Here is a 13,710-nt window from a genome sequence, read left to right as displayed (position 1 = left end):
ACAAATTGGGGTGCCGACTACATAGAAGCGCCGGCCGGGAAGACCCGACCGGCGCCCATAAGACCTATTTACTTCTTACGCTTGCCGTAGCGCTTCTCGAAGCGAGCAACACGACCACCGGTATCCATGATCTTCTGCTTGCCAGTGTAGAACGGGTGGCAGGCGCTGCACACGTCAACACGCATCGAATCGCCCGAAATGGTGGAGCGAGTCTGGAACTCGTTGCCGCAGGTGCAGGTTACAGTTACCGGGTGGTAGTCAGGGTGGATTCCCTGTTTCATAATTTATCTCCTTAAGGAATTCGAGGTCGCCGGGTCCGCCAGAGCGGTGAACCGGAACAGAAAGATTATGCCATACTCTTCCACGTATTCATACGTGAGAGTGTTCACTGCAGGCGCTACTAATCGGCCGACGTGCTCATCTTCCCAATGGTGAGTAGGAACTCAGCATTGGAGGAAGTATCACGAAGCTTGCCTAGTACCAGTTCGGTTGCCTCCTGCGTATCGAGCGAGCCAAGGATCCTGCGAAGCTTCCACAAAATCTTCATCTCTTCAGGACGCAGCAACATCTCTTCACGGCGAGTGCCCGACGAGTTGACGTCTACTGCCGGGAAGATACGGCGATCTGCCAAGGCACGCGACAACCGCAATTCCATATTGCCCGTACCCTTGAACTCTTCGAAGATGACCTCGTCCATCTTGGAGCCGGTCTCGACAAGAGCAGTAGCCAAAATGGTAAGAGAACCGCCGTTTTCCACGTTCCTGGCCGCACCAAAGAACTTCTTGGGCGGGTAGAGGGCGGAAGCATCAACACCGCCGGAAAGAATGCGCCCAGAAGCTGGGGCAGCCAGGTTGTAGGCACGCCCAAGACGGGTGATGGAGTCCAGAAGGACCACCACGTCCTTGCCTAGTTCAACCAAACGCTTTGCCCGTTCGATTGCCAGTTCCGCAACGATGGTGTGATCAGAAGCCGGCCGGTCGAAGGTCGAAGCAATGACTTCCCCCTTCACCGTACGCTGCATATCAGTAACTTCTTCGGGCCGCTCGTCTACCAGAACCACCATCAGATGGGCTTCAGGATTGTTGATCGAAATAGCGTTGGCGATCTGCTGAAGAATGATCGTCTTACCGGCCTTAGGCGGCGAAACGATAAGTCCGCGCTGTCCCTTGCCGATGGGGCTAACCAAGTCGATAACACGGGGCGTAATAGCCTTCGGAGAAGTCTCCAGCCGCAGCTGCTCGTCCGGATACAGCGGGGTCAAGTCCTTGAACTGCGGGCGTTCATGGGTCTGCTCGGGCGTCAGCCCGTTAGCCGCATCCAAGCGAACCAGGGCATTGTACTTTTGCCTCCGTCGTTCGCCCTCGCGCGGCTGGCGCACCGCACCCTGGATCGCATCGCCGGAGCGCAGCCCCCAGCGGCGCACCTGCCCCAGTGACAAGTACACGTCGTTAGGACCGGGCAAGTACCCGGAGGTGCGAACAAAAGCGTGGTTATCGCGCACGTCCAAGATACCCGCGATGGGGATCAGCACGTCGTCTTCGCTTACCTCGTTGTTCGAGTTGTTCGAATTGTTGGAGTTGTGGTGAGAATTGTTGTTGCCGTCGTGGCGGCCCCGCTTCCGGTCCCGCCCGCGCCTGCGACGTCCAGAGCGCTCCTCGTCATCATGTTTCTTGCCGCCGGTGGGCAGCTTAATGTCTTCTACCTTCTTCGGTTCATCAGATGAGGACGGAGTTTCAGCCTTGCCCTCGCGCGCCAGTTCCTGCTTCACGTCCAGCTTGGGTGCGCCAGCGTCGGAGGAAGCCCTGCGCCTGCGACTACGCCGAGGACGCCCTTCCCGGGAATCCTGATTCTTGAGGCCTTGCGCATCATCGCCATTTGCCTTTGGGAGATTATCCTGGCTAGCAGCAGCCTTTTCGGGGGTTTCCTGTTCCTTTGCTTGACGGCGCGGCTCAGCTTGACCACCGCCGTCGGTCGAGGACGAAGCAGCTTGAATTTTCTGGATCAGATCAGATTTGCGCATTCTAGAAGTGCCCTTCAGGCCCATAGATGCGGCGAGGGCTTGCAGCTCGGGTAGCCGCTTGGAGCTCAGATCATTATTAGTGCTCACGAAATTCCTTCATAAATGTTGTTGGGAAAGCATAATCCGTTTACGCCCTATTGCGCGAAAGAAAAAGAAAATGGATTAGCTAAAGGCTATTGAGCCCGAAACGCAGAAAATGTCTGCGATGGCTCAACAATAGCAAAAGTTTAGCGATCACGCGAAGAGGTGCCGCCCACAGTTTTGGCGCCCTCTTCATCTACTTTCAATTCGTGTACATCCCACCGGCCTTCGCGGGCCTGCCGGCGCACCCCCGGGGTCACCCGTCCAAGCACTAGCACGGTCGGACCGGCCCCAGAAACCACTGCCGGATACCCCTCGTCGCGCAACCAGCGAACGAGTCCGACGGAGGCTGGCATAGCCGGCTCCCGGTAGTCCTGATGCAACCGATCTTCTGTGGCAGCGCAGAGCAATTCTGGGCGATCGGCCAAAGCAGCAACCAGCAGCGCTGCGCGTCCAGCCTGAAATGCGGCATCGGCGTGAGGCACCTTAGCAGGCAGCATTTTCCGCGCCTTGGAGGTGGCCAGCCTAAAGCCGGGAACAAATGCTGTTGTTACCAAGCCATTAGCTACCGGAATGCGGGTTGCGCAGGCAGTTTCGTCTGCCATCCAGCTGATCGTGGCTCCCCCAAAGATCGTCGGCGCTACGTTGTCAGGATGGCCTTCCATCTGGGTAGCCAGTTGCAAAATCCGTTGATCGTCGAGCACCTCTGGCTCTGCCAGAAATGAACGCGCAAGCAGCATGCCGGCCACAATTGCCGAGGCCGAAGACCCAAGCCCACGCCCGTGAGGGATCGTATTGACGCAGTTCAAGTGGACTCCCACCTGGGGAGCACCGACTGCTTCCAAAGCCACGCGAAGCGCCTGCACTACCAGGTGTTCCTCGCCCTCGGGAAGCTGCCCTTCCCCCTGTCCCTTCACCGTTACCCGAGTTGGCCCAGCAACCGCGCGGGCATCGATCTGGTCATACATGGCCAAGGCCATCCCCATGGAGTCATATCCAGGCCCCAGATTCGCAGATGTGGCCGGTACCCGTACCCGCACCGAGTCGTTAGTCAGCCGCATCTTATGCCTCTAGCACCAGCACGGAAGCAACATGAACCCCAGTTGCTTCCAAGCGCTCGCGGATCTTCGCAATAGCCTTCTGCGCTACCTTATGCGTCGACAACACAACCGATACCTTGTCCTCATTGGCACTCTGGTGTACTGCGGAGATCGAGACGCCCTCATCTGCAAAAATTTGGGCAAGTTCTGCCAGGGTACCTAGCTCGTCAGGGACATTCACCCGGAGCCGGTACCGATGGCAGCCTTCGCTAGCGGGCAGGATTGGCAGATTCGCATAGGAGTTTTCTCGTGGCGCGCTCCCCCCGTGGGCAATGTGGGACGCACCCGCCACCACGTCAGAAAGCACGGCTGAGGCAGTCTGTACTCCGCCCGCTCCCTGTCCGGTAAACATCAGAGTGCCAGCGGCCTCAGCCTCCACCACCACTGCGTTGAAGGCTCCATTTATATTGGCGAGGGCGGAAGACTGCGGTACAACTGCGGGATAAACTCCAAGGCTGAGTGCCTCCCCGTCTTCAGTTTGTACGCGCTCGGCTACTGCCACCAGCTTGATCTTCTCGTCGAAGAAAGCAGCGTCCGCCGAGTCTTGTTCCGTGATGGAGCGGATGCCCGTAGCAGGCACATCCTGCAGCGACACCCTGGTGTGGAATGCCAGGGACGCCAATATCGCGCACTTTGCGGCCGCATCGAAACCGTCTACGTCGGCTGTGGGATCGGCCTCTGCAAACCCCAGCTCCTGTGCCTTCGCCAGCGCCTCGTCGTAAGAACGACCGGCCGTATCCATCTGTTCAAGCATGTAATTGGTAGTGCCGTTGACAATACCGGTTACCTTGTTAATACGGTCGCCGAGCAAGGATTCTCGTAGGCCATAAACGACGGGGACTGCTCCGGCAACCGCAGCTTCGTAGTAGAGATTGGCACACTTTTCGGCGGCCAGCTCGTACAGTTCCGGTCCGTGTGCGGCTAATAAAGCCTTGTTGCCAGTAACCACCGTCTTGCCGGCACTGAGGGCGCGCCTCACCAACGTGCGAGGAGGTTCAATGCCACCTATCAGTTCAATGACGAGGTCGGCTTCATCAATAACACTGTTGGCATCTGTGGTTAGCAAAGACCGGTCAACTGCCTCATCGCGTTCTGCCTGCAGATTTGAAACACATATACCCACAATTTCTAGGGGTGCTCCCGCACGCGCTGCTAGGTCGCGTCCCCGCTCCCCGAGTAACCGCACAACTTGGGTACCGACGGTGCCGCACCCCAGGACGCCAATCTTTACAACCTCTTTTGACATTCAGTCCTCGCTATTTTTCCAAGGTCTTATCTGCAGCCAATAGATCTTCAATAGTTTCGCGCTTTATAATTTCGCGCCATTTGCCGTTTCTTACTCCGACAACTCCGGGTCTCGCCAGCATGTTGTAATTCGATGCCATGGCACGACCGTACGCACCCACAGCCGGTACAGCTAATAGATCCCCGGCCTGTAAATCTGCAGGAAGGGCAACGTCATTTACTACCACGTCCCCGGATTCACAGTGTTTGCCTACTACCCGGCAAAGCACCGTTTCTGCCTCAGAGATGCGATTTGCCAGCGTGGCGCTGTAGTTGGCGCCATAAAGAGCCGGCCTAATATTGTCTGACATTCCGCCGTCTACCGACACATAACGCCTGGTTTGCCCCTGCGCGATAGTGACATCTTTGATCGTTCCGACCGAATACAGCATCACCTGGGATGGGCCCGCAATAGAGCGCCCCGGTTCGATCGAGATTACGGGGATATCAGTGCCCGCCTTCTGGCAAGCATCCTTCACAGCCTCGGCTAGGGCGAGGCTAATCTCATTAGCAGTAGGCGCCTGCGGATCAGCACCGGTATAGGCGATGGCATATCCGCCTCCCAGGTCAACCTCGCCTACGGCTAATCCCTTTTCCAGGATCTTGGCACGAAATGCCATTACCTTTGAGGCAGATGCCGCAAAAGCGTCCAAATCCAATATCTGAGAACCAATATGAGAGTGCAGTCCCACCAGCTCTAGGTGATCGCACTGAGCGATGGCGTCGATGACTTCCTCTGCCTGCCCAGTAGCGATCGAGAGGCCAAACTTTTGGTCCTCGTGTGCGGTGGAAATGTATTCATGCCCACCGGCGTGAACCCCGGTGGTTAATCTGACCATCACTCGCGCCTGTTTACCGGCCGCAGCCGCAATGCGTTCGACCTGCGCTACTTCAGGTAAGGAATCAACAATTATTCTGTCGATGCCAGCTGCGATGGCCAACTCCAGTTCGCGATCCCCTTTGTTATTGCCATGCAATCCAATCTCGCTCGCGGGGGCACCTGCAGCTAACGCTAGTGAGAGCTCGCCCAAGGAGGCCGTGTCGATACCGAGGCCGGCCCGCGTTGCAGCGCGCACAGCATCGGCACACAGGAAAGCCTTTCCAGCGTAATTTACCTTTGCTCCCGAAAATCCGTAGCCTTCCCAAAAAGCTTCGGCCATAGCGGCAGCCCACACCTGGCAGCGCCCTTCGAAATCTGCCTCATCCCACACGTAGGCGGGGGTGGCGTATTCTTTCGCCACATCAATCAGAGAAACTCCACCCACCCATAGCGCTCCGTCTTCGCGGGCAGCACTCCAGGGCCACAGGTCGGGGCGCTGGGCAGGATCAGGGCACGCCAATGCGGCCAAATCAGTCATGAGAGCTACATCCTTTCGGGTGCTTGCACCCCTAGCAAATCTAGACCGTTGCGCAGGACCTGGCCGACGGCATCATTTAGCCACAGGCGAGCCACATGCGAAGGCTCGACAGGATCGTCCCCACGGGGAGTAACTCGGCACTGTCCGTACCAGGCGTGGTAGGCACCGGCTAGTTCTTCTAGATAACGAGCCACTCGGTGCGGCTCTCGCATGCTAGCGGACTGCGCCACGATTTCCGGGTATCGAGCCAGGGTGCCTAGCAGTTCCCCGTCGGCTGCGGAAGATAGTTCCTCCGGAGCGAAGCCGGCCTCGCGGGAAACTCCGTGTTCCTGCGCATTGCGGGCAACAGCGCAGGTACGCGCGTGTGCGTACTGCACGTAGTAGACCGGATTCTCGTTCGTGTGCGATGCCACAACATCCAAATCCAGCTCCAGGGTGGTATCTACCGAGGAACGAATCAGGCTGTACCGCGCCGCATCTACCCCAACAGCTTCCACTAGGTCCTCAAGGGTAACTACGGTTCCGGCACGCTTGGACATGCGAACTGGTTTACCGGCGCGCACTAGGTTTACCAGCTGCCCAATCAGAATTTCCATATTCTTTCCGGGGCCGGCCTCGTCCCCGAAAGCGCGAGCCATGGCGTACATGCGTCCGATATAGCCGTGATGGTCCGCGCCAAGCATGTAAATACACTGGTCAAACCCACGTTCACGCTTATTCAGATAGTACGCAACGTCGCCAGAGAAGTAGGCAGCATTGCCATCGGACTTGATTAGGACGCGGTCCTTGTCATCTCCAAAATCGGTAGACCGGAGCCACAGGGCACCTTCCGATTCGAAAATTACGCCCAACTTGCGCAGCTTCTCGATGGCATCGTCTACCGCACCAGATTCATGCAGAGTCTGCTCATGGAAGAAAACGTCAAAATCCGTACGGAATGCGTGCAAAGATTCCTGGATCTCGGCGAACATGAGCTTTACGCCTTTTTCCCTGAATACTTCCTGAGCTTCGACATCTCCTAATTCCCGTGGATCAGTGCCTCCCTCGGCGCCAACCTGCGCAATTACTTGGTCTGCGACCTCGGAAATGTACTTTCCGCCGTAGCCATCTTCTGGCGTTGGGCGCCCCTTCGCAGCCGCTAGCAATGAAGCCGAGAAGTTGTTGATCTGATTACCGTGATCGTTGAAGTAGTATTCGCGAGTTACCTGCGCGCCAGCAGCTTCGAGGACGCGCGCCATAGCATCTCCCACTGCGGCCCAGCGTGCTCCACCGATATGAATCGGACCGGTGGGATTAGCAGAGACGAATTCTAGGTTCACGTGCGAACCCGACTGCGCATCACTGCGACCATACTGCGAGCCAGCCTCCAAGATGGTGGCAGCTAAGGCACCTGCGGCTCCAGAGGAAAGTCGGACATTCAAAAATCCTGGACCTGCCACTTCCGCGGCCGCAATAGCGTCGACCTGTTCTAACTCTCCGGCCAACAGAGTTGCCAGGGCACGCGGATTAGTTGATGCCTTCCTAGCTAGCTGCATAGCCACGTTCGTTGCCCAATCGCCATGTTCACGATTGCGTGGTCGCTCAACTTTTACCTGAGGAATATCTTCTGCGTTGAGGGCGATGTCTCCCCTCTTCGCTGCCGCAGAAAGACACTGGTGAATTAGTTCTGAAAGTTCTTCTGGAGTCACACGCTAAGACTACCTGCTAAAGGGGTAGGCTACGCAATCGCCTTTCCCAAAACAGAAAAGTTCGCCTTTTCAACAAAATTTCCTACCCTATTTACCGGTTGTCACATACACTGGCGGGGTGAATACACAAGTAAATGCCCCCTCAGAGAAGCTGGTAATGTCCTCACCAGTAGAAACATTAAAAACTGCCACCTCCGCAATGGCGGGGAAAGCAGGCGTTGCAAATACTAAGCCGCTGAATACCTTCCTGTTGGCGATTGCCGCAGGCGCCTACATCGGACTTGGCTTCATCTTTTTCACAACCGTGCAGATGGGCGCCGATAAGCTGCCCCTGGGCGTAGCCAAACTGATGGGAGGCTTGGTCTTCTCAGTCGGCCTGATCCTAGTAGTTATTACCGGAGCTGACCTGTTCACCTCCACCACCATGTCGCTGATCGCCAAGGCTTCGGGTCGCCTTACTTGGGCGGAACTGTTAAAGCACTGGGCAATCGTCTACGTCGGCAACTTCGTCGGTTCACCACTTGTGGTTGCCCTCGCCTATTTCGGAAACCTGCAAGCAGGCGGCAAAGGCGCCTTCGGTCAGGTAATAGTCAACACTGCAACGGCGAAAGTATCGCACACCCCAATCGAGAGCTTTGTCTTGGGCATTGGCTGTAACCTGCTAGTTTGCCTGGCAGTGTGGCTGACCTTCGCGGGCAAGACTGTCGCGGATAAGATCCTCGCCATCGTGGGCCCGATCTCGGCTTTCGTCGCCGCAGGATTCGAACACTCCGTGGCAAACATGTTCATGATCCCCTACGGCCTAATCCTGGGCTACGGAGGGCAGCTAACCTTCTCTAATTTCTTGTTGGTAAACCTGCTTCCGGTAACGCTCGGCAACATCCTTGGTGGGGGCGTCTTTGTTGGCCTCCTCTACTGGATAATAAATAGACCAGCCGAATAGAAAACTACTAGATTTGGCCCCGCTTCGGCGGGGCCATTTTTGTCTGCTCACATAAAGTGCTGGCTGCTAACAACCAAAGTATCTGCGCGGTTTTGGGTATGAAAAGCGCCCCGAACAGGATTCGAACCTGCGACCTTCTGCTCCGGAGGCAGACGCTCTATCCACTGAGCTATCGGGGCCTACGGCCCTCCACTTTACCAGCGAAGGGCCTAGTATCGAAAATCTGCTGGTAAATCAGTGTTTCTGGTCGTACTCGTCCAGTAGATCAATACGTCGGCAGTGCCTCTCCTCACCGGTAAATGCTGTGTCGACAAACTTGTCTGCAATCCGAATGGCGTCTTCCGTGGAGTGCATGCGAGCTCCTATACCGGCAACCTGAGCATTGTTGTGCAGCCTTGCCAACTCTGCCGTCTCCTCTGACCAACAGAGGGCGGCGCGGATGCCTTTAACCTGGTTTGCGGCAATCTGCTCACCGTTGCCCGATCCACCCAGCACGAAGCCTAGCGAACCTGGATCCGCAAGCACCGCTTCTGCGCATGCCTGGCAGGTTGGGGGATAGTCATCAGCTGGATCGTATGTTTCAGGGCCGTGATCAATGACTTCATTGCCACGTTCAGAAAAATGGGTTTTCAACGCTTCTTTGAGTTCGAACCCAGCATGGTCCGATGCAATGTGAATCCTCATGGATTCGACACTATCATTACAGTTCCTACCTACGGGCTTCTTCCCCTACCATCTTCGCTAACCGCTCCGAGATAATCCGCTGCACATAGGCTTTATCTAGAGCCGCTCTGGTGTCTGCCCCACGACTGTTCCATCTGCGCAATTCTTCAACCAGTTCTTTTCTAGTTACTACCCCGGCTACAAATCTTTTAATCGCCTCGTCCGGATCGGCAGAAAAGTACCCTGACGCTACTGGAGGTTGCCGTTTGGCCGAACGGAGCAATTGCGATACAGAAGACTGTGATACCCCTAATTCCTCGGCCAGCTGGGTCTGGTTCATTTTCATGACGGCACGCTGAACCGCGCGCAAGTAGTCAAGATGCGCAATTTCTTCCGCCGCGCGCGCTTTCCTGGCCGCTCTAACCAGCTTTTTATCTACCGGCTTTCTGATCCAAGGCATTAGCCCTCCCAAATGTTCCTTTGGACCAACACTTCTTTGAGTACCGAGGGCGAGTCAGTCATTAGCCCATCGACTCCGGCGTCGATCATTTTCAATATAGTTTCTGTTTCACTAACAGTCCATACATCAACAAATAAACCGGCGTCGTGCGCTCTTGAGATGAAAGTCTTTGTGGCTAATTTGATCGGCCCATAAGTGGGAGGTATTTGTACCGCGTCAACCCTCTCCAGCAGCCTTTTAGGCAGCGGCATTCCCAAGCGAAGCCCGGCTACCTCGGGCATAGTAAGTGCTGTCTTTTCGGCTCCAGCCTGCCGCAATTCTTTTACTGTCCGCGCTGAAAAAGAAACAAAGCGGACCCGGTCCAAATCGTTCTTGGCGAGCCTCAGCAATGGCATTGCCACGGCATTTTCTTTCGCGTCAACGTTGAATTCAACCTGGTCAAAACGCTCTAGCGCTTCTTCAAAACGCATGAGCCTGCCTCCATTAGGCATTCGAAATTCCGAGAGCTCGGCCCAATCCAAGTCAGCGATCTTCGCGGCTATCCCATAGGTTCGCTTCAGGTCGGGATCATGGTGCAGCACCACTTTGTTGTCTCGGCTAAGATGCGCATCCGTTTCTAGCCGCTTATACCCGAGCGAGAGCGCATATTCGAAAGCCTGCGGAGTATTTTCTTCCGCTTCATTGGCTCCCCCGCGATGGGCAAATGCCCTTAGCAATCTTCTTGACCTACCGGATGGGCGTTATGTTCCTTCAACCATGGCAGCGGATCGATAGGATCTTTATCTGGCCTGATTTCGAAATGCAAGTGCGGCCCAGTGGAATTACCGGTAGAGCCGACCTGGGCTATCATCTGCCCGGCCTTGACCGTCTCCCCTACCTTCACCTGGATGGATCCCGCAAGTAGGTGCATATACCCCGACGAGAAAGTCTCGCCGTTTTCCATCGTGTGAGTAATTTCTACAGTGTAGCCACCGCCCTCAATTTCAGAGGCGGTCTTCACAACGCCCGGAGCAGTGGCAAAAACAGGGGTACCTGACGGGGCGGCCATATCGGCGCCCTCGTGCAATTTAGAAGTGTGGAACAGCGGGTGGGACCTGTACCCGAAGGGGGAGGCGATTGTAAATGTACCGGCGGGCAGCGGCTCGACGATGGCATCAGAAGTGGCAAAAACACCGCGTTCACCGGCAGAGGCATACTTCGCCACGCACCGTTTCATCTCTTTACTTGTACGTACCCTCGCAACCGAAACGGGGGCTGCCACCGCTGTTAGTTGGCTCTGCGATTCAACAGTAGAAACGTTAGAACGCACCTTCGCCCAGGTGTCTCCGGCGTGATATCCAGATTCTTTAGGCATTGCAATAGACATGTCGGCCCCGACGAAACCGGCAAGTGGAGCAGCTACGGTGATCGCTCCCAAGGAACCAAGAACTGCTAGCCGCCGTCCCATTCCACGGGGATGCCGAGGACGTTTGTTCGCCTTCCGCATGTCAATCCTGCTCTCCACTGTTTCCCTTTCGTCTCGTCTACAAGGCCACATCACGAAACAATAACGTTTATATTACACGATGACATACAAATGTTATGCATTCTACAGAGAATCCCTACTGCCGCTGCATTACGTCCCGAACCTCACCTACAAGTTCTTCCAAAATATCTTCAAGGAAGATGACGCCAACGATACTTCCTTCGCGCTCTACCTTAGCTAAGTGAACACCGGTCATCTGCATTACCCGAAGCGCATCCTCGACCTCGTCCTGAGGAGATGCCTTGGGCAGCTGTCTGATCCACCATGAGGGCACAGGCTTGTCTCGCTGTTCTTTAGAGTCGGCCTGCAGTACATCTTTTAGATGCAGGTAGCCGACGTATTCGCCAGTTCCATCTACTAGCGGGAAGCGCGAAAATCCCGTCTGGGAAACTACTTTTTCAAACTCGGCAGGAGTTACTTGCACGGGCAGCGTCACAAGCTTTTCGGGACCCACCATTACGGCCTCTACAAGTTCTTCGCTAAATTCTAGCGTTCCGGACAGCAGACCTAGATCGTCAGTCAGCTTGCCTTCAGCTTCTGACAATTCCACGATGGTAGCCACTTCTTCTGCAGTAAAGGTGGCAGCCACCTCGTGCTTGGGTTCCACCCCGAGTTTCGTGATAAACCAATTCGCAAAATGATCCATTCCCTCAACAATTGGCCGCACTAGACGGCCCAGCCGCACCAGAGGTGGAGCTAGCACCAGCACCATTTTCGCCGGTGCTGACACTGACAGATTCTTGGGAATCATTTCGCCAACAACTACGTGCAGATACAGTACGACCAGTAAAGCAATAATCACTGCCACCAGATGAGAGCTTGCAGCGGGCAAACCGAACCGAAGGAGGAGCGGCCTGACCGCTCTTGCAAGAGCCGGCTCCGCCACCGCACCCAATGCTGTAGAAGCAAGCGTTACCCCTAACTGACACACTGCCAGCATTAGGGAAACGTGCTCTAAGGCCCACTGTGCAGCCTTTGCGCCTGCCCTGCCTTCTTCTACTAGCGGGTCAATCTGGGATTTTCGAGACGAGGTAACTGCAAATTCAGCTCCCACGAAGAACGCGTTCACTGCCAAGAGGGCAATCGCTATGATCAGTCCGGTACCAATTCCCATTTCAGACCTCCTTCGTTGGCTGAACTAGGACTTGGTCCACTCGCCTGCCATCCATACCGGTCACCTGCAACCGCACATGATTGACATCTACGTAGTCGCCCTCTTTTGGGATCGCCCCGAGCCGGTCCATTATCAATCCTCCGAGGGTGTCGTAGGGTCCGTCATCAGGCACCCGCAGTTTCGTGTAATCGTGTAGTTCGTCAGGGCGAACCAGCCCGGAAACATACCAGCCATTTTGCCCGGCAATTCGAATCCCACGGCGCTTGGGATCATGTTCGTCAGCGATCTCGCCTACGATTTCTTCAACTATGTCCTCGAGGGTGACAAGTCCCGAAGTACCGCCGTATTCATCAACCACTATCGCCATCTGTAGGCCCTCTTCACGGAGGGCAACCATGAGCGGAGCCAGTTGCACCGTCTCCGGAACGCGCATCGCATCAAACATGATCGACTGGCTAGTGACGGGAACCTCTCCTCTCTTGGCAAAGGGAACGGCAGCCGCCCTGCGCAGGTGCGCAATTCCCAGAATGTCGTCCGTGTCCTCGCCGATTACAGGGAAGCGCGAGCGCCCCGTCTTACGGGCAAGATCGATAAGATCTTCCACGTTGTTCGTTGCTTCTAAGGTGTCCATTCGCCCTCGGTCAACCATGATGTCGGCTGCAGTCAGTCGCCCCATTCGGACCGATCTGGTGAACATCGAAGCGGTAGACGTATCAAGGGTGCCTTCTTCTGCGCTGTGCCGAACCATCGCCGCTAGCTCCGAAGCAGATCTGGCAGAGGACATCTGTTCCAGGGGCTCTACTCCGACCGCCCGCAGCACCATATTCGCAGAGCCGTTGAGCAGGCCGATTAGGGGCCGGAATAAGAACGTGAAGGCTCGCTGCACCGGAGAAACTATGCCAGCAACCTTCAGTGTTTCCGCGAGCGCAAAATTCTTCGGGACAAGTTCGCCGAAGACCATCGAGAAAACATTGACCACGATCACGGCGGCTGCCACGCCCACGGTAGTGGAAATTGCTACTGCTACTCCGAGTCCGCGGAGAGACCGATCGATCATGTCAGCTACAGCAGTCTGCGTAGTGTAGCCGAGCATGATTGTGGTCAGCGTAATTCCAACCTGAGCTCCCGAAAGGTGAGTGCTTAGGTGGTGCATTGTCTTCGAGACACTGCTGGCACGCTTGTCGCCAGCCGCTGCTCTTCGATCCACGGTTGCCGGATCTAGAGCGACTAAAGAGAACTCGGATGCAACAAAGAGCGCAGTCCCGAGCGTTAGGACCACTCCCGCTCCGATCATTAAAAGGTCATAGAGCATGTAAAAGTAGCCCGTCCAATCCATTGGTGCACATGATTCTTTATTGTACTGGCCTCGCCCGAGCAATTACATGCCCAAACTGGGGCAAAGTGTCTCGAAATAAAAGGGAAATGCTGTGGATTCGGCATTCATTGCCTAATCTTGTTTCTACGAGTAGTTTCC

At 55.7% G+C, this 13,710-nt stretch carries 13 protein-coding genes and 1 tRNA gene; 1 reads left to right on the top strand and 13 read right to left on the bottom strand.

Going from position 1 to position 13,710, the window contains the following annotated elements:
- Nucleotides 1-68 precede the first annotated feature (68 nt).
- The 6 genes from rpmE to argS form a co-directional block, all read right to left on the bottom strand.
- Nucleotides 69-281: a 50S ribosomal protein L31 gene (rpmE, locus tag AC1EKG_RS03820; RefSeq protein WP_004806098.1), complete on the bottom strand. Its 213-nt coding sequence runs from the start codon at nucleotides 279-281 to the stop codon at nucleotides 69-71.
- Nucleotides 282-400: 119 nt separating this feature from the next.
- The gene (gene rho / locus AC1EKG_RS03815) at nucleotides 401-2,107 is read right to left on the bottom strand and encodes a transcription termination factor Rho (RefSeq protein ID WP_004806096.1); all 1,707 of its coding nucleotides are present in this window, start codon (nucleotides 2,105-2,107) and stop codon (nucleotides 401-403) included.
- A gap of 140 nt (nucleotides 2,108-2,247) precedes the next feature.
- On the bottom strand, nucleotides 2,248-3,162 hold the full coding sequence (thrB, locus tag AC1EKG_RS03810) for a homoserine kinase (protein ID WP_004806093.1): 915 nt from the start codon (nucleotides 3,160-3,162) through the stop codon (nucleotides 2,248-2,250).
- Between the two features lies 1 nt (nucleotide 3,163).
- Nucleotides 3,164-4,447, bottom strand: coding sequence for a homoserine dehydrogenase (locus AC1EKG_RS03805; RefSeq protein WP_004806091.1), 1,284 nt, complete (start codon nucleotides 4,445-4,447; stop codon nucleotides 3,164-3,166).
- Nucleotides 4,448-4,457: 10 nt separating this feature from the next.
- Entirely contained in the window at nucleotides 4,458-5,843 is a 1,386-nt protein-coding gene (lysA, locus tag AC1EKG_RS03800; RefSeq protein ID WP_004806089.1) for a diaminopimelate decarboxylase, read from the bottom strand.
- Between the two features lie 5 nt (nucleotides 5,844-5,848).
- Nucleotides 5,849-7,531, bottom strand: coding sequence for an arginine--tRNA ligase (gene argS, locus AC1EKG_RS03795; RefSeq protein ID WP_004806087.1), 1,683 nt, complete (start codon nucleotides 7,529-7,531; stop codon nucleotides 5,849-5,851).
- A gap of 118 nt (nucleotides 7,532-7,649) precedes the next feature.
- Between argS and AC1EKG_RS03790 the strand changes: the two genes are divergently transcribed.
- Nucleotides 7,650-8,474 carry a formate/nitrite transporter family protein gene (locus AC1EKG_RS03790; protein WP_481067748.1) on the top strand — a complete coding sequence of 275 codons (825 nt, stop codon included), beginning with the start codon at nucleotides 7,650-7,652 and terminating at the stop codon, nucleotides 8,472-8,474.
- A gap of 106 nt (nucleotides 8,475-8,580) precedes the next feature.
- Here AC1EKG_RS03790 and AC1EKG_RS03785 read toward each other — a convergent pair.
- The 7 genes from AC1EKG_RS03785 to AC1EKG_RS03755 all read right to left on the bottom strand — a co-directional run bounded on the left by AC1EKG_RS03785 (nucleotide 8,581) and on the right by AC1EKG_RS03755 (nucleotide 13,572).
- A tRNA-Arg gene (locus AC1EKG_RS03785) sits at nucleotides 8,581-8,653 on the bottom strand.
- 55 nt (nucleotides 8,654-8,708) lie between these two features.
- The gene (locus AC1EKG_RS03780) at nucleotides 8,709-9,158 is read right to left on the bottom strand and encodes a ribose-5-phosphate isomerase (RefSeq protein ID WP_004806083.1); all 450 of its coding nucleotides are present in this window, start codon (nucleotides 9,156-9,158) and stop codon (nucleotides 8,709-8,711) included.
- 25 nt (nucleotides 9,159-9,183) lie between these two features.
- Nucleotides 9,184-9,597: a helix-turn-helix domain-containing protein gene (locus tag AC1EKG_RS03775; protein WP_004806081.1), complete on the bottom strand. Its 414-nt coding sequence runs from the start codon at nucleotides 9,595-9,597 to the stop codon at nucleotides 9,184-9,186.
- Nucleotides 9,597-10,313: a glycerophosphodiester phosphodiesterase family protein gene (locus AC1EKG_RS03770; protein WP_004806079.1), complete on the bottom strand. Its 717-nt coding sequence runs from the start codon at nucleotides 10,311-10,313 to the stop codon at nucleotides 9,597-9,599. Before AC1EKG_RS03770 ends, AC1EKG_RS03775 begins: the two co-directional genes overlap by 1 nt.
- Nucleotides 10,307-11,101, bottom strand: a complete 795-nt coding sequence (locus AC1EKG_RS03765) for a M23 family metallopeptidase (protein ID WP_160309229.1) — start codon at nucleotides 11,099-11,101, stop codon at nucleotides 10,307-10,309. Before AC1EKG_RS03765 ends, AC1EKG_RS03770 begins: the two co-directional genes overlap by 7 nt.
- Nucleotides 11,102-11,198: 97 nt before the next feature.
- Nucleotides 11,199-12,236 (bottom strand): hemolysin family protein, encoded by a 1,038-nt coding sequence (locus AC1EKG_RS03760; RefSeq protein WP_004806074.1) that lies wholly within the window; start codon nucleotides 12,234-12,236, stop codon nucleotides 11,199-11,201.
- 1 nt (nucleotide 12,237) lies between these two features.
- Nucleotides 12,238-13,572, bottom strand: a complete 1,335-nt coding sequence (locus AC1EKG_RS03755; RefSeq protein WP_004806071.1) for a hemolysin family protein — start codon at nucleotides 13,570-13,572, stop codon at nucleotides 12,238-12,240.
- Nucleotides 13,573-13,710: the final 138 nt, after the last annotated feature.

The sequence above is a fragment of the Winkia sp. C0117E2 genome, assembly GCF_056590455.1.
Note: the sequence above shows the minus strand (reverse complement) of the source record. Positions and strands in the feature narration are given on the sequence as shown.

Coding starts and splice junctions, on each gene's coding strand:
- rpmE (WP_004806098.1), bottom strand. CDS start 281: ATGAAACAGGGAATCCACCCTGACTACCACCCGGTAACTGTAACCTGC.
- thrB (WP_004806093.1), bottom strand. CDS start 3,162: ATGCGGCTGACTAACGACTCGGTGCGGGTACGGGTACCGGCCACATCT.
- AC1EKG_RS03805 (WP_004806091.1), bottom strand. CDS start 4,447: ATGTCAAAAGAGGTTGTAAAGATTGGCGTCCTGGGGTGCGGCACCGTC.
- lysA (WP_004806089.1), bottom strand. CDS start 5,843: ATGACTGATTTGGCCGCATTGGCGTGCCCTGATCCTGCCCAGCGCCCC.
- AC1EKG_RS03780 (WP_004806083.1), bottom strand. CDS start 9,158: ATGAGGATTCACATTGCATCGGACCATGCTGGGTTCGAACTCAAAGAA.
- AC1EKG_RS03775 (WP_004806081.1), bottom strand. CDS start 9,597: ATGCCTTGGATCAGAAAGCCGGTAGATAAAAAGCTGGTTAGAGCGGCC.
- AC1EKG_RS03760 (WP_004806074.1), bottom strand. CDS start 12,236: ATGGGAATTGGTACCGGACTGATCATAGCGATTGCCCTCTTGGCAGTG.
- AC1EKG_RS03755 (WP_004806071.1), bottom strand. CDS start 13,572: ATGGATTGGACGGGCTACTTTTACATGCTCTATGACCTTTTAATGATC.